Genomic DNA, 18,976 nt, shown 5'->3' on the forward strand with positions numbered 1-18,976 from the left:
TATCAGGAGCGAAAACCCGCCGTATCAGCGGGTCTCGTGTGCCTGGTTAACCGCTCAGCGTGAGCCAATGTTGCGTAACGGTTTGCCGGCCATCAGATTGCGTTCGATATGTTCCAGAGAGATATTTTTCGTTTCCGGGATCAACGCCAGCGTGATGAAGATAAATACCAGGTTGAGCGCCGCGTAGACCCAGAAGGTGTAAGCGCTGCCCAGCGAATTCAGCATGGTCAGGAAGGTTGCCCCGACGATCATATTGGCGATCCAGTTGGTGGCGGTGGAACAGGTGATGCCAAAGTCACGGCCTTTCAGCGGTTGGATCTCGGAACACAGCACCCAAATCAGTGGGCCGGCACTCATGGCGAAACCGACAATAAACATCAGCAGCATGATAATGGCGAAGTATTGCTCGGTCGGTGAATTCATCCCCACATGCATCATCGTCCCCAGCGCCCCCATGCCCACTGCCATGACGATAAAGCCCAGCGTCAGCGTCGGTTTGCGGCCCCAGCGGTCAACCAGGCCAATGGCGATAAAGGTGGCCAGTACGTTGACCAAACCCACAATCACCGTCCCCCACATCTGCTGGGCGGTACTGGCAAAGCCCGCCAGACCAAAGATCTTCGGCGCGTAATACATGATAACGTTCATGCCGGTGAACTGTTGCATCACCTGCAGCAGGACGCCGAGAAAAACGGCACGGCGGAAGTTTTTATTGTCTTTAAACAGTGACCAGCCGCTTTGTTTCAGCTTGAGGCTTTCACGAATTTCGTTCAGTTCATGCTGCGCCTGAGCACTGCTGTCACGCAGTTTCTCCAACACCTGACGCGCCTGTTCATGACGGTTACGCGAAGCCAGCCAGCGTGGGCTATCCGGCAGGAAAAACACCCCGACCAGCAGCAGGATGGCTGGAATGGTGATCACCCCCAGCATCCAACGCCAGGCGCCGGTGTAACTGAATGCGGTATCCGACAGGTAGGCCGCCAGAATGCCGATGGTAATCATCAGCTGATACATCGAAATCATGCTGCCGCGAATTTTTTCCGGCGCGATTTCAGACAGATAAATGGGCGCCGTATAGGATGCGACCCCCACCGCCAGCCCGAGCAGAATGCGGGACAGCAGCAAGACTTCAACGTTAGGCGCCGCCGCTGAGCACAACGAGCCCAACACGAACAGCACTGCGCCAATCATCAGGCTGTATTTACGCCCGATACGGAAGTTCATCCAACCGCTGCCCACGGCACCGACCGCGGCCCCAAACATCATTGAGCTGACCACCCACTCCTGCTGGGAACTGGTCATATGAAACGAATCAGTGATAAACGGCAGAGCCCCCGCAATGACGCCGATATCCAGACCAAACAGCAGCCCGGCCAGTGCGGCTAAAAAACAGACGAAAAAAGTCATACCTGCATTGCTTTGGCTTTTTTCAGCCGCCGACATGTTGACGGTAGTACTCATACTGCCTCCAATCGATAACGTTCTTAAGTTGCCGTTATGATAGGAGGCAATCCGCCGGAGAGAAGTGAGTGCGATCACATTAGTGGAAACGATTACATAATTTAATAATCACTAAAAAAGACAAATCACAACCCTGCACAGACTTAACTATATTGATTTAATGTGACAATTTACCAGATCGTGGAGTTAAAATGACGATATTGGTAACATCCCTTTACCCTCATTTTTGATATCCGTTTTAGTAAATCGAACATTAAGTGTAACCGATTTCACACTCTGAACGTCGAAGTACCCTGGCCGAAAGAGCTGGAGTTGGGGATAAATACGGGGTGTAAGCGAGGAACTGGAACGCGTGGGTGGCAGTACTTATTGTGGTTATGACCGGCCCTGTCACCCGGGCCGGTCTGGTATCACGTTGAGTTAACCCTCGTAGCTACGGAACAGCGCCTGCCCGCGCAGCAACCGCACGCCCAGCCAACCGCCACACAGTGACAACAACAGCGCGCTGAGTAACGGCAGTGCCCACCACAGTACCGGCGTGGGCGCCCATGGGAAGTCAAACACCTGGCTCTGCAGCAACCACAGCGCCGCTTCCGCGCCCACCGCAGCGGCAATGCCCGCCACCAGCCCCAGCAGGGCAAACTCACACCACAGCGTGCTGCGCAACAGGCGCTTGCTGGCACCCAGCGTGCGATACACCACCAATTCCTGACGCCGCTGACGCATACCCACCTGCACCTGCGCCATCAGCAACAGGCCGCCACAGAGCACCACCAGCACCACCATCACTTCCAGTGCGCGACTCACCTGCTGCAGTACACCACCCACCTGTTTGAGGATCGAGCCGATGTCCAGCAGGCTGAGCGTCGGGAACTGACGATTAAGCTGAGTCAGCATCTGACCATCCCCGTCGTAGCGGAAACTGGTGAGCCAGGTTTGCGGTTGGCCGTCCAGCGCACCCGGCGGGAAGATGAAGTAAAAGTTCGGCTTCAGGCTTTCCCAATCCACCTGACGCAGGCTGGTGACCTTGGCGCTGAACGACTGAGTATCGCCGCTGAAGGTCAGCGTATCACCCAGTTTGATCTTGAGCCGCCCGGCAATGCCCTGATCCATCGACACCTCGCCGACTTTCGGCGGCCAACTACCGGCCAGCAGCGGATTGTGCGCTGGCAGATCTGCCAGCCAGGTCAGGTTCAGCTCACGATTCACCGCCTCGCCACCCGGATCGTCCTCATGCACCCGCTCGGTCGCCACCTGCTGGTTAATCTCGGTCAGGCGTACGCGGACAATCGGGTAATAAGTTTCCGGCTTGATTTGATGCTGTTGCAGGAAGGTTTTCACCTGAGGCACCTGCGCTTCGGTCAGGTTCAGCAGGAAGTAGTTCGGGCTGTCCGGCGGTAACTGCTGCTGCCAGCGCTCGAGCAGATCGCCACGCAGCACCAATAATAACGCCAACAGCATAAATGACAGCGAGAACGCCGCCAGTTGGCTGACAGTGACCCAGGGCTGATGCAGCAGACGATTAACCGCCAGCCGCAGCGCCAGGTTTTTAAGCGTAATACGGCGCAGCAACAGCAGGCTGCCCCAACCGATACCGCCCAACAGCAGCGCCAGCACCAGAATACCGGCGAGGATCGACCACAGCAGCGTGCTGGCCCCCATCAGTGCAGTCAGCAACGCCACCACTATCACCGCCGTCACCGGCAGAAAATAGCGTAGCGGCCAGACGTTGGCCACCACGTCACGACGCAGTACCCGCAGTGGCTGGGTCGCCAGTAACTGCCGGTATGGCCGCAGCCCCACCAGCAGCGAAATCATCAGCAATGCGCCTATCGCCCACAGCCACGGCCAGGCACCGGCAGCAGGCAATTCCGCCGGCAGTACCGGTGCCAACAGCCTAATCAATACCGCTTCAAACCCCAGCCCGATAATGCCACCACACACCGCCGCCAGCAGGATCACCGCCAACCACTGGCCGACGATCAACTTTCGCAACGCGCTGCGACCGGCCCCCAGGGTTTTCAGCACCGCGATCAGGTCGTAACGGCTGCGGCAATAGTGGCTCATCGCCACCGCCACGGCGGCAATCGACAGCAGCAGAGTCAACAGCGCCGACAACAACAGGAACTGCTGAGAGCGCTGCAGGGATTTCCCCAGGGCGCTGCCGGACTCCTGCAGCCCAAACCAGCGCTGGTCAGGCCCCAGCTGCGGCGTCAGGCGAGCTTCGTAACGCTGGATATCCTCCGGGGTCCCGGCAAACATATAACGGTAAGTCAGGCGACTGCCCGGCTGTACCGCCCCGGTTTTGTCCACATCCACCAGATTGATCATGATGCGCGGTGCCGTCTGGAACGGGTTGAAGCCGGAATCCGGCTCCTGAATGATTTCTCCGGCGATGCGTAAGCGGGTATCGCCCACGTCCAGTTGATCCCCCACCTTCACGTTCAACAGCGCCAGCAGGCGTGGTGCCACCAGCACGCTCCCCGGATCCAGTTTGACGTTAGCCGGGCGAGTCTCCAGCTTGCCGTACAGCGGATAGGCCAGATCGGTGGCTTTTACATCCGCCAACTGGGGCCGATCGCCGGCATAGGTCATGGTGGTAAACGACAGCTGTCGGCTGACTTTCAGCCCCTGTTGCTGTGCGTCCAGCAGCCAGCCTTCCGGTACCGGCCGGGCGCTGCGCAGCACCCGATCACCGGCAATAAAATCGCGGCTCTGCTGACTCAGGCCTTTGTCCATACGGTCGCTGATGCTGCCCAAGGCCAGCACGCAGGCCATCGATAGCGTCAGCGCCAGCCAGACGATCAGCAGTGACGGCGAACGCCACTCGCGCCAAAACCAACGCCAGATCATGCTTCCTCCCACAGCTTGCCTTCACGTAGGCGCAGCCGCCGCTGGCAGCGTGCCGCCAGGGTTTCGTCATGGGTGACCAGAATGAGCGTGGTGGAGAAATCGCGGTTGAGGGAAAACAGCAAATCGGCGATACGTTCGCCGGTCTGGCGATCGAGATTGCCGGTGGGCTCATCGGCAAACAGCACCCGTGGTCGGCCACTGAACGCCCGTGCCAGCGCTACACGCTGTTGCTCACCGCCGGAAAGCTGTGCCGGCAAGTGGTCAAGACGCTTGCCCAACCCCAGTTGATCCAACAGTTGCACTGCCTGTTCGCGGCTCTGGCGATCGCTTTCACCACGCAGCAACGCCGGCAACTGTACGTTTTCCAGCGCGTTGAGCGTCGGTACCAGCATAAATGATTGAAATACAAAGCCGACATTTTTGGCGCGCAGGGCGGCACGGCCCTCTTCATCCAGCGCGGTCAGTGACTCGCCCAACAAATGCACCTCCCCTTCACTGCCGTCGTCCAGCCCGGCGAGGATCCCCAGCAGCGTTGACTTGCCCGAACCGGACTCGCCAATCAGGGCAATTGTCTGCGCGGGTTTGACAACCAGCTCGACTCCGGTAAGGATGGAGAGCTGATGCTCACCCTGACCAACGTGTTTACTAAGATGATGAACTTCAAGAACGTTTTCCGCTGGCATCTTCCCTTCCTTTTGCTGTTGGGATTATTCAGTTTACGCGCTGTCGCCGCTGATACCTTATTGATATTAGGCGACAGTTTAAGCGCCGGTTACCGCTTGCCGGTGGCGCAGGCCTGGCCGACGCTGCTGGCCGACCAATGGCAGAAAAAACCGGGTGAACCGCAGCTGGTCAACGCCAGTATCAGCGGCGACACCGCCGCACAGGGGCTGGCACGCCTGCCCGAGTTGCTGAAACAACACCAGCCACGCTGGGTACTGATTGAACTGGGTGCCAACGATGGCCTGCGCGGTTTCCCTGCGCAGGACCTGCAGCGCGACCTCAGCCAGATCATCACGCTGGTGCAGCAGGCCGGAGCCCAGCCGCTGCTGATGCAAATCCGTATTCCCCCCAACTATGGCCGCCGCTATACCGAGGCCTTCAGCGCGATTTATCCGCAGCTGGCCAAACAGTTCGACATTCCACTGCTGCCGTTCTACATGGAACAGGTGGTGGTAAAAGCGGAATGGATGCAGGATGACGGATTGCATCCCAATAAGGATGCCCAACCGTTTATCGCCACCTGGATGGCGGAACGCCTGGAACCTCTAGTAAAACATGAGTCTAACTAAATAGGGTTGTACACTAGGTAAAGTTATGCAAAAAGCAGTGTTGATAACCGGCTGTTCCAGCGGGATTGGATTGATTGCCGCGCAGGATCTGCGTAACCGTGGCTACCGGGTGCTGGCCGCCTGTCGCAAGCCGCAGGACGTAGAGAATATGCTTCAGCTTGGGCTGGAAGGCATTGAGCTGGATCTGGACGACAGCGCCAGCGTCGAACGTGCCGCCGCGCAGGTGATCGAACTGACTGGAGGCCGCCTGTATGGCCTGTTCAATAACGGCGGTTTTGGCGTTTACGGCCCACTGAGCAGCATTTCCCGCCAGCAGTTGGAACGGCAGTTCGCCACCAACCTGTTCGGTACCCACCAATTAACCCAACTGTTATTGCCGGCGATGTTACCGCACGGTGAAGGGCGCATTATTCAGACCAGTTCGGTGATGGGGCTGGTGTCCAGTGCCGGACGTGGTGCCTATGCCGCCAGCAAGTTTGCGCTGGAAGCCTGGTCCGACGCGCTGCGAATGGAGCTGCACGGCACCGGCGTTCAAGTCAGCCTGATTGAACCCGGTCCGATCTCCACCCACTTTACCCAGAACGTCAATCAGGCGCAGAGCGATAAACCGGTGCATAACCCCGGCATTGCCAAGCGTCTGACGCTGCCGCCAGAGGCCATTTTACCCAAACTGCGCCACGCGCTGGAAAGCCCAAGGGCCAAACTGCGTTACCCGGTGACCCTGCTGGCGCACGCGTTGAGCGTCTTACGCCGCATCCTGCCCGGCCGCTGCCTGGACTGGGTGTTACGCAGCAACGGTTAATTTGGCCGCCGGGGTTGAAGAATGCTGCTCCGCCCCCATCTAAAAGCCAATGGCTCCGCAAGATCAGAGAGAAAATTACATGCTAGCTCAAGCTGTTGTTGATATTAACGAAACAAACCTGCACCAGACGCTGGAACAGTCAATGTCCATGCCGGTGGTGTTCTACTTCTGGTCGGATCGCAGCCAGCACTGTCTGCAACTCACCCCGATACTCGATAAGCTGGCGGCGGAATATGCCGGTCAGTTCCTGCTGGCAAAGGTCGATTGTGACGCCGAACAGGCCATCGCTGCCCAGTTCGGCTTGCGCTCGCTGCCTACCGTGTATCTGTTCAAAGATGGTCAGCCCGTCGACGGTTTCCAGGGCCCACAGCCGGAAGAAATGATCCGTGAGTTCCTGCAGCGTTTCCTGCCGAAGGAAGAAGATCTGAAACTGGCGCAGGCGACCGAACTGCTGGCCGAAGACAAAGCCGCAGAGGCGCTGCCCCTGTTGAAAGACGCCTGGCAAGCCAGCCAGCAACGCAGTGATATCGGCCTGACACTGGCGGAAACCCAGATCGCGCTGAACCGCACTGAAGATGCCGAAGCCGTACTGGCGACCATTCCGTTACAGGATCGGGATACCCGCTATCAGGGCCTGGTGGCGCAAATTGAACTGCTGAAACAGGCCGCTGACACGCCGGAAATTCAGCTGTTGCAACAGCAGGTGGAGCAGCAGCCGGAAAACGTCGACTTGGCCGTGCAACTGGCGCTGCAACTGCATCAGGTTGGGCGTAATGAAGAAGCGCTGGAGTTGTTGATCGGGCATCTGAAGAAAGATCTCGCCGCCGCCAACGGCAGCGCGCGTAAAACACTGATGGATATTCTGGCCGCACTGGGCACCGGCGATGCGCTGGCCGCCAAGTACCGTCGTCAGCTGTATTCACTGTTGTACTGATGGTTTGGGGCGCAGTGCTTCCGCTGTGCCCCGTCCCTTCTCAGCGGTAAACCCGCACCCCGCCTTCAACGCCTTTCGGGCTGAACAACACCTGCCAGAGCTGAATATCACGCGAACGGAATGCGCCAGCACAGGCGTTCAGGTAATAGGTAAACATCCGTTCAAAACGTTCAGAATAGCCCTCGGACAGCATCGGCCAGGCCTGTTTGAAATTCTCATACCAGGCCATCAGCGTGCGATCGTAATCGGCACCGATATTGTGCCAATCCTCCATCACAAAACGCCCTTCGCTGGCCTCGGAGATATGACGCACTGAAGGCAGGCAGCCATTGGGGAAGATGTACTTGTCTATCCAGGCATCAACGTGAAGATTGGTCAGATTGGCACCAATGGTGTGCAGCAGGAACAGGCCATCGGGTTTAAGATTACGCGCGGCAACACGGAAATAAGTGTCGTAGTTTTTTGGCCCCACGTGTTCAAACATCCCAACGGAAACGATGCGGTCAAATTGCAGATTCAAATCACGATAGTCCTGCAGCAGAATCTCGACCTCAAGACCGGCACAACGCTCCTGCGCCAGTTTTTGCTGTTCGGCGGAAATGGTCACACCGTACACCGAGACCCCATAGTTTTCCGCCGCATACTGCGCCAGTCCACCCCAGCCGCAGCCGATATCCAACAACGACATACCCGGTTTTAACTGCAGCTTTTCGCAGATCATTTTCAGCTTGGCCAACTGCGCCTGTTCCAGCGTTTCGGCCTCCTTCCAGTAACCACAGGAATATTGCATATAGGGATCGAGCATCGCGCGGAACAGATCGTTGCCAATGTCATAATGCTCTTTGCCCACCTGCCAGGCACGTTTGCGTGACTGCAGGTTGAACAACCGGGTATAGGCAATGCGCGCAATGTCGCTCAGATTTTTTGGCAAGCGCTCATCGACACCGGCCTGTAAAATGCGGGTGAATAACCCATCCAGCCGATCGCAGTCCCACCAGCCGTCCATGTAACTTTCGCCGAACCCAAGCGAACCTTCCTGCAAAATGCGTTTAAACAGCGCCGGGTTATGCACCTTGATATCGCAGGCACGGTTACCATTGATGACGATACCGGCAGCGGACAGTAATTCCTCCACAATGCGATACCAACGATCTTTTTTTGGGGCGAGTTCATCAACACTGATTGAGTCCATAACAATCCTTGGCACTGATGTCATTTCAAAAAGCATAGTCGCAAATAAAAATGACAAATATTCGAAGTGAAAAGCGGCAATGCTTTTTACTGTAGCCAAGACGGACAACGTCATGAAATGAATTAAAATTATTGGAAACATGCCAATTTGGAATGTTAATGGCCCAGTGCCCCTGATTTATTAGTCTTTACACTGCGGCTGGCGTAATATCTGTTTACATATGTCTGACAGGAGGTTTGCCATGTTCACCCTTATTCCCATCGTGATTGTCGTCGCACTGATCATCGTTTTCGCCGGCGTCAAAATTGTTCCGCAAGGGTTCCAATGGACGGTGGAACGCTTCGGCCGCTACACCAAAACGCTGATGCCCGGTTTAAACCTGGTGGTGCCGTTTATGGACCGCATCGGCAGAAAAATTAATATGATGGAGCAGGTGCTGGATATCCCTTCACAGGAAATCATCTCGCGCGATAACGCCAACGTGGCCATCGATGCGGTGTGTTTTATCCAGGTGGTCGATCCGGCGCGTGCCGCTTATGAAGTGAGTAATCTTGAGCTGGCGATCGTCAACCTGACCATGACCAACTTCCGTACCGTGCTCGGTTCCATGGAGCTGGACGAAATCCTCTCGCAACGTGACAGCATCAACAGTCGCCTGCTGCATATCGTCGACGAAGCCACCAATCCGTGGGGCATTAAAATCACCCGCATTGAGATCCGAGACGTGCGTCCGCCAGCAGAATTAATCTCGGCAATGAACGCCCAGATGAAGGCCGAGCGAACCAAGCGTGCCGATATTCTGGAGGCCGAAGGCGTGCGTCAGGCTGCCATCCTGCGTGCCGAAGGTGACAAACAGTCGCAAATCCTCAAGGCAGAGGGTGAACGTCAGTCGGCGTTCCTGCAGGCAGAAGCCCGTGAGCGTGCCGCTGAAGCAGAGGCGCGAGCCACTCAACTGGTGTCCGATGCTATCGCCAGCGGCAATATCCAGGCAGTGAACTACTTTGTGGCACAGAAATACACCGATGCGCTGCAGAAAATCGGCTCCGCCAACAACAGTAAAGTCATCATGATGCCGCTGGACGCCAGCAGCCTGCTAGGTTCAATTGGTGGCATTGCCGAACTGTTGAAAGACAACAAAGGCAAGTAATCATGCTCGAACAAATTGCAGCAAACCCGCACTGGTTTTGGCTTTCCCTCGGCGGGCTGCTGCTGGCGGCAGAAATGCTCGGTGCCAGCGGCTACCTGTTGTGGAGTGGCGTATCGGCGGTGGTGGTCGGCGCCATCGTCTGGCTGTTGCCGCAGTTGGGCTGGGAATGGCAGGGGGTGATTTTTGCCGTACTGACCGTAGTGGTCGCCTATCTGTGGTGGTACTGGCTGCGCCAGCGCCCGGCTGCAGCTTCCAGCGGTTCGCAGGTGCTGAACCAGCGCAACCGCCAGTTGATTGGCACCCGCGCCACGCTGACCGAATCTATGCATAACGGTATGGGGCGCATTAACATCGGCGACAGCAGTTGGCGTGCCCAGGCCAGTGAAGATCTGGCGGTGGGCACCGAGGTGGAAGTGATCGCCGTCGAAGGCATAACGCTGGTGATCCGCGCCCTTACCCGTTAGTGGTTATGGCAACAACCCGCCAGATTGTTAATGATCGGGCACTCGGCTCCGTCATCGCCCGGACACTGATCCGCCAGCGCCACTAAACGCTGGCGCATCTCACCCAGCTCGGCAATGTGCTTTTCAATATCCGCCACTTTTTGCAGCGTGCGCGCTTTCACATCGGCGCTATGGCGGGCTGGATCGTTAAACAGCGCCACCAGCTCACGGCATTCATCCAGATTAAACCCCACCTGCCGAGCCTGGCGCAGCAGCGTCAATTCTTCAATGTGCTTTGGGTTATAGCTGCGGTAACCGTTATCGGTGCGGATTGGTGCGGTCACCAGCCCTTTCTCTTCATAAAAGCGAATGGCCTTGCTGGTTAAACCGGTTTTTTTCGCTACGTCGCTGATATTCATTTTCACTCCTTGACCTTCCCCTTGCTGGAAGGTTTATCCTTCATTCTTAGTGAAAACAGGTCAAGCGGTCAACCTTTAAACACCGCATTTGAGAGGAATCGAAGCATGTCACAAATTACTGTACTGGCATTGCAGGGGCTGACCTGCATGCATTGTGTTGGCAGCACACGTAAAGCTTTAGAAGCCGTGCCTGGCGTTACCGCCGTGGATGTCGCTATCGATAGCGCCAAAGTGACCGGCGATGCCGACCCACAAACGCTGATTAACGCGGTGGAACAGGCCGGTTATCAAGCCACTCTTGCCTAACCCCCCATAGACTGAGCCAACACCACGGGGCGCACATCAATGCGCCCTTTTTTCTTTGGGATAATTCCTTCACTCTTCAGACTTTCTTGTATGCCTGATAGCGTTTAGCATGGGGTAAATGTTACGCCCCTCACCTTTCAAGCTGAAAGGCGAACAAGTTATTCAGGAGCCACGCTGTATGGGTCAACTGTTACGCCGCATCGCCGCCTTTCTCGGCCTGATCTCCCCCATCACCTATGCCTATCCGGCACTGGATATTCGACTGCCCGGCGATCGTCAGTTCCATCTGGTGGGCAGTATTCATATGGGGACGGTGGATATGTCACCGCTGCCGGCCAAACTGGCCGCACGCCTGAAGCAGGCGGATGCCTTGATTGTGGAAGCCGATATCACCGGCTCCGCCTCCCCCTTTGACCACATCGCGCAGCAGGCAGAGCTGGATCAACGGCTCTCCGAACCGGAGTTTCAACAATTGCTGACGCTGTGCCAGGAACTGGGTACCGATGCGGAGACCTTTTCAACCCTGCCCGGCTGGCAGGTGGCACTGATGATGCAGGCCCGCCAGGCTCAGCGGCTGGGGTTGCGCGCCGAATACGGCGTGGATTATCAGTTGTTGCAAGCCGCCAGGGCACAGCATAAAAAGGTGATCGAGCTGGAAGGTGCTGAACAGCAGATGGCGATGCTCGAGCAGCTACCTGAAGGGGGCATGGCGCTGCTGCGTGATACGCTGGAGCACTGGCATACCAACGCGCGGCTGCTGCAAACTATGGTGAGCTGGTGGCTGGACGCGAAACCCAACGGCATGCTGGAAACCCTGCCCGCGACTTTCAGTGCCGATCTGTACGACGTGTTGATGCATCAGCGCAACCGCGACTGGCGACAAAAACTGGAGGCGTTACCGGCCGGCAACTACGTAGTGGCGGTGGGTGCGCTGCATCTGTACGGCGAGGATAATCTGCCAGCGATGCTGCAGGGGCAGTAAAAAAAGTGGCCAATATCGCTATTGGCCAGTCAAAGAGGAATTTCTTGTATTTTAGTTATACGCATAGCAACCGTGTTAACGGTTACAATACACAGGGTAGCAACCGAGTGAACATCTTGGCAACCCGCTTTACGCTGCCGTTACTCAGGTTGCTGTTACCGTTATATTTTTGTCGTTTTGTTGCAACCCGTTGCACCCTGGTGCGCCGGGAGAAATAGGAAAACCCATGACGCCCGCAGTGATCCTGCTTGAGAAACAAAAAGTCGCCTTTACCCTTCACCCTTATCATCACGACAGTGCAGAAACAAACTTCGGTGATGAAGCGGTGAAGAAGCTTGGACTGGATGCCGACCGCGTTTATAAGACGCTGCTGGTGGCACTGAACGGTGATGCCAAACATCTGGCGGTAGCGGTCACGCCGGTCGCCACTCAGTTGGATTTGAAAAAGGTCGCCCGTGCATTGGGGGCTAAAAAAGCGGAAATGGCCGATCCACTGCTGGCGCAACGCGTCACCGGTTATCTGGTGGGTGGCATCAGCCCGCTGGGGCAGAAAAAACGCCTGCCTACGGTGATCGACAGCCCGGCACAGCAGTTCGCCACCATTTACGTTTCCGGCGGCAAACGCGGGCTGGACATTGAGCTGGCGGCAGAAGATCTTTGCCAACTGTTGGCCGGCAGCTTCGCCGATATCGCCAAGCGCGACTGAAGAGTCAGGGGAGCCATGCGGCTCCCCGGCGACCACTTACTGATAAACGATCTCGCCCTTCGGCTCATAGGCCGCCGCATCCAACGGTGAGTGCTTCTCAATGTACTGTTTCAACACTTCGGCATCGATAAAACCGGTATTGACGTAGCTTGGTAAAGTATCCAGCTTCGGATAACCGTCCCCGCCCAGCGCATTGAAGTTCAGCGTTGCCATACGGTAGGTTTTATCCGCCTGCAGCGGCTCGCCCTTGATTTTGACATGGCTGACGCCCTGCTGACCGTCCGCGGTCAGGCTAACGTTGGCAAACTGCGCGTAGGCACCAGAATCCACCTTCATGTTGGCGACTACCGCCAGGTATTTTTCCACCTCGCTGCCTTTCATGTCGACGTAAACCAGCGTATTGCCGAACGGTTGTACCTTCAGCACGTTTTTATAGGTAATGTCGCCGCCTTCAATCGAATCACGTACCCCGCCCCCGCTCATTACGGCAAAATCGGCCTCGGCACGTTCCATCTGCGCTGCCAGCAGCACGCGCGACAGGTTGGTCTGAACAAAGCGCACCTTGCTGCGATCGCCTTCCAGCTTGCCGTTGACGCTGCCAATTTTCACGTCCAACTGCGCCTTGCCCTTTTCCTGGAACGGCGTCAGCAGTTTCATCATCGACGCATCTTCCGCGATCTGCTGGGTGTAATACACGCGCTCGCTGGTGCCGTCGGCTTTCTCCACCTTCTTCTTCAGATTGACCGGGATCAGCTGATAATGCACCAGCTTCAGTTCGCCGTTACGGAATTGGAAATCGGCACGGCCGACATACTTGCCCCACTCGTGCGCCTGCACGATCCAGGTGCCGTTCTGACGATCCGGCGAGCACGGGGTGCCCGGCACATAATCCACCTGCTTGTGGTTTTCACCAGCCATACAGACCGGATCCTGCGAGTGGCCACCGACGATCATGTCCAGGTAACCGGCAGGCAGGCTGCGCGCCATTTCGACATCACCGGGTGCGTTAGAGCCGTGGTTGCCGTCATCATAATGGCCCATGTGGGTCGCGGCGATGATCACGTCAGGCTTCTCGTCCTTACGCAGTTGCTCTACTACCTGTTTGGCTTCCTGCGCTGGCACGTGGAACTCGATGTCGGTGAAATATTCCGGGTTGCCAATCTTGGAGGTGTCATCGGTGGTCAGGCCGATCACCGCGATCTTGATGCCCTGCTTGTCGAATAAGGCATAAGGCTTAAACAAACGCTGCTGGGTGCTTTTCTGATAGATGTTGGCCGACAGCAGCGGGAAGGTGGCCCACTTCTCCTGCTGGCGCAATACGCTGAGCGGGTTGTCGAATTCATGGTTACCGATTGCCATCGCGTCATAGCCCACCAGATTCATGCCGCGGAAATCCGGTTCGGCATCCTGCAAGTCGGATTCCGGCACGCCAGTATTGATGTCCCCCCCCGACAGCAGCAACAGGCTACCCCCCTTGGCCGCAACGTCCTGGCGGATGCTGTCCACCAGCGTTTTTTGTGCGCCCAGACCATATTCACCGTGGTCGTTCTGCCAGAAATGGCCGTGGTGATCGTTGGTATGCAGAATGGTGATGTCGTAGGTCTTATCCTTTTCCCAGGCGCTGGCGGCTCCCGACAGGAAAGTCAGGGATACGGCCAGGGCACATGCGGTGGTTTTGAACGAAAAGCGCATGGCGGAACTCCATATGATAATTAACTGTTTTTTTTAGGTGGGCGAAATTGTAGCGCGAAACAAAGGTAACAAATTTCAAATTTTTGCGATATGCGTCAAATTATGTCGGATATGGTAAATATTGCACAACTTGCCTAAGATATCTGCTCTGTCCTCTAAAACTTACCAGGCTAATAATAAAATGACCGACCGTAGCGAAACTGCCCTGCCACCGGCCAAGAGCAGTGCGGTTAAAGGGACGGCTTTCTCGATCCTCGGAGCCATCAGCGTCTCTCACCTGCTCAATGACATGATTCAATCGCTGATCCTGGCGATTTACCCGATCCTGCAGGCTGACTTCAGCCTCAGCTTCGTGCAAATCGGCATGATTACTCTGACCTATCAGCTCACGGCGTCCTTATTGCAGCCGCTGATTGGTTACTACACGGATAAACACCCGCAGCCTTATTCGCTGCCGATTGGCATGGGCTTTACCCTGTGCGGTCTGCTGCTGCTGTCCGTGGCCAATACCTTCCCACTGGTGCTATTGGCTGCTGCGCTGGTCGGCACCGGCTCGTCGGTATTCCACCCGGAATCCTCCCGCGTAGCGCGTATGGCGTCCGGTGGCCGACATGGCCTGGCACAATCACTGTTCCAGGTGGGAGGCAACTTTGGCAGTTCCCTCGGGCCCCTGCTGGCGGCACTGATTATCGCCCCTTATGGCAAGGGCAATGTCGCCTGGTTCTCCCTGGCGGCCCTGCTGGCTATTGTGGTGTTGTTGCAGGTCAGCAAATGGTATCAACAGCAGCATCGTGCGACAAAAGGCCAGCCTAAAGTGGCCTCGATGGTGAAACCGCTGCCAAAACGTACCGTTACCTATGCGATTGGCATCCTGCTGGTACTGATTTTCTCCAAATACTTCTACCTGGCGAGTATTAGCAGCTATTACACCTTTTATTTGATGCACAAGTTCGGTGTATCCGTACAGAATGCCCAATTTCACCTGTTTGCGTTCCTGTTTGCCGTAGCCGCAGGCACCATTATTGGCGGGCCTCTTGGCGACAAGATAGGAAGAAAACGTGTTATTTGGGGCTCTATTCTTGGTGCAGCCCCATTTACCCTTGTTTTACCCTATGCATCTCTGTACTGGACCGGCATTTTAACGGTGTTTATCGGGGTAATTCTCGCTTCAGCGTTTTCCGCCATTCTGGTTTATGCTCAGGAACTGATCCCCGGCAAAGTGGGGATGGTTTCCGGCTTATTCTTCGGTTTTGCTTTTGGTATGGGCGGGTTAGGCGCGGCAGTTCTTGGTTATGTCGCCGATTTGACCAGCATCGAGTTGGTCTACCAAATCTGTGCTTTCCTGCCATTGATCGGTATTATCACTGCTCTACTGCCAAATACGGACCATAACGCCAAATAACCCTGTTGAAACCCCGGTTGTAATCCATCGTTCAACCGGGTCATCCCCCACACAATCCCATGTTATTTGACTTATTAAGTGTTAAATCCCCTTACTGGCGTGCCAAAAGCGGAATCCTCTGCTTTTTCGCAAAATAGCTATATTTAGCTAAGCAAGGCGCGAACAAATGCAATAAACTAAATGTATCTTTTCGTAACTCTGTTGCGTTTCCCTCTCTGCTGCGATGCATAACTAGAAGGAGTCTGGATGCATAATTCAACACCGCTAATCTCCACCATTGTCGGAGGGTTAGTACTCGCCTTCCTCTTCGGTATGCTGGCAAATCGCCTGCGCATCTCCCCACTAGTGGGATACCTTGCCGCAGGCGTACTCGCCGGCCCGTTTACTCCCGGTTTTGTTGCCGATACCTCGTTGGCTCCAGAACTGGCGGAAATCGGTGTGATCCTGTTGATGTTCGGTGTTGGCCTGCATTTCTCCCTTAAAGACCTCCTCGCAGTAAAACATATCGCCATTCCCGGTGCCGTCGCGCAAATTGCCGTCGCCACCCTGCTCGGTATGGGGCTGTCAAAGCTATTGGGTTGGGATTTGATTTCCGGCCTGGTGTTCGGGCTCTGTCTGTCCACCGCCAGTACCGTGGTGCTGTTGCGCGCGCTGGAAGAACGCCAGTTGATTGACAGCCAACGCGGGCAAATCGCCATCGGCTGGCTGATTGTGGAAGACCTGGCGATGGTGCTGGCGCTGGTACTGTTACCGGCCTTTGCCAACATGCTGGGTAACGACAACGCCAGCGGCAGTCAGTTGCTGATCGAGCTGGCCATTACCATCGGCAAGGTTATCGCCTTTATGGCACTGATGATTGTGGTTGGTCGCCGTCTGGTGCCGTGGATCCTGGCAAAAACCGCCAGTACCGGCTCTCGCGAGCTGTTTACCCTGGCGGTGCTGGCGCTGGCGCTGGGCATTGCCTATGGCGCTGTCGGCTTCTTTGACGTCTCCTTTGCCCTGGGTGCCTTCTTCGCCGGTATGGTGCTGAACGAGTCAGAGCTGAGCCACCGCGCTGCCCACGACACGCTGCCGCTACGCGATGCGTTTGCCGTACTGTTCTTTGTCTCGGTCGGCATGCTGTTTGATCCGATGATCCTGATCCGCGAACCGCTGGCAGTGCTGGCAACGCTGGCGATTATCGTGTTCGGTAAATCAGCCGCGGCGTTCCTGCTGGTGAAAATGTTCGGTCACTCCAAGCGCACCGCATTGACCATCTCCGCCAGCCTGGCGCAAATTGGCGAGTTCGCCTTCATTCTGGCAGGGCTGGGGATCACGCTGGGCATGATGTCGGAGCACGGTCGCAATCTGGTGCTGGCCGGGGCTATCTTGTCGATCATGCTTAACCCACTGCTGTTCACCCTGCTCGAGCGTTATCTGGCCAAGACGGAGACCATAGAAGACCAAATCCTGGAAGAAGCGGTAGAAGACGAGAAGCAGATCCCGGTCGATATGTGCAACCACGCGCTGGTGGTCGGTTATGGCCGCGTAGGCAGCCTGCTGGGGGCCAAGTTGGCCGAGGCCGGCATTCCGCTGGTGGTGATCGAGAATTCCCGCCCACGGGTTGAGGCGTTGCGTGAACAAGGCATCAAAACGGTATTGGGCAATGCCGCCAATCCGGAAGTGATGGATCTGGCGCGGCTAGACTGTGCCCGCTGGCTGTTGTTGACCATACCCAACGGTTATGAGGCCGGTGAGATCGTAGCCTCTGCGCGAACCAAGCGGCCCAATATCGAGATTATCGCCCGGGCGCACTACGATGACGAAGTGTCGTATATCTCTGATCGCGGCGCGAATCAGGTGGTGATGGGCGAACGGGAAATTGCCAACAGCATGCTGAATATCCTTAAACTGGATACGCTGACTGAAGAAGAGAAAATGGGCGGCTGCCCGATCTGATGTGACAAGCGATGTAAAAAAGGTCCGGCTCGCCGGACCTTTTGTTTATTACCGTTCCCAGTAAGACTCTTCCAGACTGTCTTCCCGTTCCGGCAAGCCGCGCGTCAGGCGCGGTGAATGCTGGTTCAGCACCTGATAGCTGACGCGGTTGGCGTATTTACACACCTGTGCCAGCGAGGAGTAAGTCAGGTAACTGCGAACGTGCTTGCTGGAGTTCGGCACGTTATTACGGTGAAAACCGTTGGCGGCAATATCATGCAGCAGCGCAGATAACGCACCATCACCGGCACCGTTGGTGTTCATGATTTTCTCAGGCCCACCCATGTATGGCGCAATGTGCGAATAGATGCGGAACGGGCTCTCACAGCTTTCACGGCGCATCGCGCGGCTGAACTCGTAACGGTTGAATTCGGCGATATGCCCCGGCAGCAGCGGGTGCTGGGTTTCTCGCTTGTTGGACTCTTCGGTGTAACCCGCCATATACAGGCCGTTTGGCCCAGCGGTGCATAACACCAGATCGACCCATTCCAGCGCCATGTCCGAGGCGGTCAACGGATCGCTCAGCCCGGTCAGTTCCAGCGCTTCATCTTCGTTCATCGCCAGGATCGACACATGCTGTTTCAGGAAATCACGCCACCACTGCGGGTTATCGGCAATCACGTACTTGGTGCCGAGCGTCAGAACCACCGGCACGTCGTGCTTGTTGGCAAACGCGATCGCCTGCATGGTGGCCGCCGGCATCGGCTCCCCTTCCTTGCAACGCACCAGGTAGGACGTCAGAACCAACGCCGAAGCGCCGGCAATCACTTCTTCCGTGACGCTTTCCGGTCGCAGTTGGTTCATCTGCCCCGGGCTGATGGCGAAGGTCCGCTCACCACTTTCACCGATCAGCGTGAAGCAGCGGCCAATGGCACCGTCAACGGCCTGCAGATAGTTAAGATCGGTACGGCTGGAGGTGTTGCACAGGTAGCGGTAGGCGTAACTGCCAATCTTGATATTGCTGCACATCACGCCGAGCAGCACCGAACGGTCGTCCGCCAGCACTGAATAGTTGTGCAGGGTATTGCCGATAGTGCCGCCAGCAAACTGATGGGTGATTAAATTCTTGTCGATCAATTCCTGATACAACGCCTCGGCGACGTCATCTTCGATCACCAGGGAATGCCCCAGACTCAGGCCATAGCGCTGGACGAAGCTATCATCCACTTTTGCTTCGATATCCACCAGCGTCTGGTCAATACCGACGACATAAGAGGTGCTGATTTCATTTTCGGGCTGAGCCTGCTGCAAGAGCGGATCGCGGGCGTTCACCGGAAAATAGTGTTTGGACTTACGTTTACCAGGAAATTTCATTTAATTGGCGGCAGTGGCTGTTAACAGGCAGAGAATGTTAGCACATTCCTGCCT

Annotated in this window: 16 protein-coding genes and 1 pseudogene; 10 read left to right on the forward strand and 7 right to left on the reverse strand. The window is 56.2% G+C overall.

Features of this window, described 5'->3' with window-relative positions; all coding sequences use genetic code 11:
* Positions 1-54: 54 nt before the first annotated feature.
* The 3 genes from OC597_RS13620 to ybbA form a co-directional block, all read right to left on the reverse strand.
* Positions 55-1,443, reverse strand: a complete 1,389-nt coding sequence (locus OC597_RS13620; RefSeq protein WP_261253775.1) for a sugar porter family MFS transporter — start codon at positions 1,441-1,443, stop codon at positions 55-57.
* 438 nt (positions 1,444-1,881) lie between these two features.
* Entirely contained in the window at positions 1,882-4,314 is a 2,433-nt protein-coding gene (gene ybbP / locus OC597_RS13625; protein ID WP_261251741.1) for a putative ABC transporter permease subunit YbbP, read from the reverse strand.
* Positions 4,311-4,997, reverse strand: coding sequence for a putative ABC transporter ATP-binding protein YbbA (gene ybbA, locus OC597_RS13630; protein ID WP_099065340.1), 687 nt, complete (start codon positions 4,995-4,997; stop codon positions 4,311-4,313). Before ybbA ends, ybbP begins: the two co-directional genes overlap by 4 nt.
* Here ybbA and tesA point away from each other — a divergent pair.
* From tesA to OC597_RS13645, 3 genes are all read left to right on the forward strand, one after another.
* Complete coding sequence (gene tesA, locus OC597_RS13635; protein WP_165366381.1) at positions 4,968-5,606, forward strand: multifunctional acyl-CoA thioesterase I/protease I/lysophospholipase L1; 639 nt, start codon at positions 4,968-4,970, stop codon at positions 5,604-5,606. The two genes, ybbA and tesA, sit on opposite strands and share 30 nt — an antisense overlap.
* A gap of 25 nt (positions 5,607-5,631) precedes the next feature.
* Complete coding sequence (locus OC597_RS13640) at positions 5,632-6,408, forward strand: SDR family oxidoreductase (protein WP_112347652.1); 777 nt, start codon at positions 5,632-5,634, stop codon at positions 6,406-6,408.
* Between the two features lie 79 nt (positions 6,409-6,487).
* On the forward strand, positions 6,488-7,342 hold the full coding sequence (locus OC597_RS13645) for a co-chaperone YbbN (protein WP_099065342.1): 855 nt from the start codon (positions 6,488-6,490) through the stop codon (positions 7,340-7,342).
* Positions 7,343-7,382: 40 nt separating this feature from the next.
* On the opposite strand, the gene cfa is transcribed toward OC597_RS13645, so the two are convergent.
* On the reverse strand, positions 7,383-8,534 hold the full coding sequence (gene cfa / locus OC597_RS13650) for a cyclopropane fatty acyl phospholipid synthase (RefSeq protein WP_262209132.1): 1,152 nt from the start codon (positions 8,532-8,534) through the stop codon (positions 7,383-7,385).
* Between the two features lie 241 nt (positions 8,535-8,775).
* Here cfa and OC597_RS13655 point away from each other — a divergent pair, with 241 nt between their 5' ends.
* Positions 8,776-9,681, forward strand: coding sequence for an SPFH domain-containing protein (locus tag OC597_RS13655; RefSeq protein WP_017891872.1), 906 nt, complete (start codon positions 8,776-8,778; stop codon positions 9,679-9,681).
* A gap of 2 nt (positions 9,682-9,683) precedes the next feature.
* Positions 9,684-10,145: an NfeD family protein gene (locus tag OC597_RS13660; protein WP_262209134.1), complete on the forward strand. Its 462-nt coding sequence runs from the start codon at positions 9,684-9,686 to the stop codon at positions 10,143-10,145.
* Here OC597_RS13660 and cueR read toward each other — a convergent pair.
* Positions 10,142-10,543, reverse strand: a complete 402-nt coding sequence (gene cueR / locus OC597_RS13665) for a Cu(I)-responsive transcriptional regulator (RefSeq protein ID WP_099065345.1) — start codon at positions 10,541-10,543, stop codon at positions 10,142-10,144. The two genes, OC597_RS13660 and cueR, sit on opposite strands and share 4 nt — an antisense overlap.
* 105 nt (positions 10,544-10,648) lie before the next feature.
* Here cueR and OC597_RS13670 point away from each other — a divergent pair.
* From OC597_RS13670 to ybaK, 3 genes and pseudogenes are all read left to right on the forward strand, one after another.
* Positions 10,649-10,846 (forward strand): annotated as a pseudogene (locus tag OC597_RS13670) (cation transporter); the annotation flags it as partial.
* Between the two features lie 181 nt (positions 10,847-11,027).
* A complete protein-coding gene (locus OC597_RS13675; RefSeq protein WP_261251736.1) occupies positions 11,028-11,831 on the forward strand; it encodes a TraB/GumN family protein in 804 nt (267 codons plus the stop codon).
* Positions 11,832-12,057: 226 nt separating this feature from the next.
* Positions 12,058-12,537 carry a Cys-tRNA(Pro)/Cys-tRNA(Cys) deacylase YbaK gene (gene ybaK, locus OC597_RS13680; protein ID WP_262209135.1) on the forward strand — a complete coding sequence of 160 codons (480 nt, stop codon included), beginning with the start codon at positions 12,058-12,060 and terminating at the stop codon, positions 12,535-12,537.
* 36 nt (positions 12,538-12,573) lie between these two features.
* On the opposite strand, the gene ushA is transcribed toward ybaK, so the two are convergent.
* Positions 12,574-14,229, reverse strand: coding sequence for a bifunctional UDP-sugar hydrolase/5'-nucleotidase UshA (gene ushA / locus OC597_RS13685; protein ID WP_262209136.1), 1,656 nt, complete (start codon positions 14,227-14,229; stop codon positions 12,574-12,576).
* A gap of 181 nt (positions 14,230-14,410) precedes the next feature.
* Here ushA and OC597_RS13690 point away from each other — a divergent pair, with 181 nt between their 5' ends.
* Positions 14,411-15,631, forward strand: coding sequence for an MFS transporter (locus OC597_RS13690; RefSeq protein ID WP_099065350.1), 1,221 nt, complete (start codon positions 14,411-14,413; stop codon positions 15,629-15,631).
* A 246-nt stretch (positions 15,632-15,877) separates the two neighbouring features.
* Entirely contained in the window at positions 15,878-17,569 is a 1,692-nt protein-coding gene (gene ybaL / locus OC597_RS13695) for a YbaL family putative K(+) efflux transporter (RefSeq protein WP_261251732.1), read from the forward strand.
* 48 nt (positions 17,570-17,617) lie between these two features.
* On the opposite strand, the gene OC597_RS13700 is transcribed toward ybaL, so the two are convergent.
* Positions 17,618-18,922 (reverse strand): inosine/guanosine kinase, encoded by a 1,305-nt coding sequence (locus OC597_RS13700; protein ID WP_085115502.1) that lies wholly within the window; start codon positions 18,920-18,922, stop codon positions 17,618-17,620.
* Positions 18,923-18,976 lie beyond the last annotated feature (54 nt).

Source organism: Serratia proteamaculans (assembly GCF_946227095.1).
In the GTDB taxonomy this organism is placed as follows: domain Bacteria; phylum Pseudomonadota; class Gammaproteobacteria; order Enterobacterales; family Enterobacteriaceae; genus Serratia; species Serratia proteamaculans_E.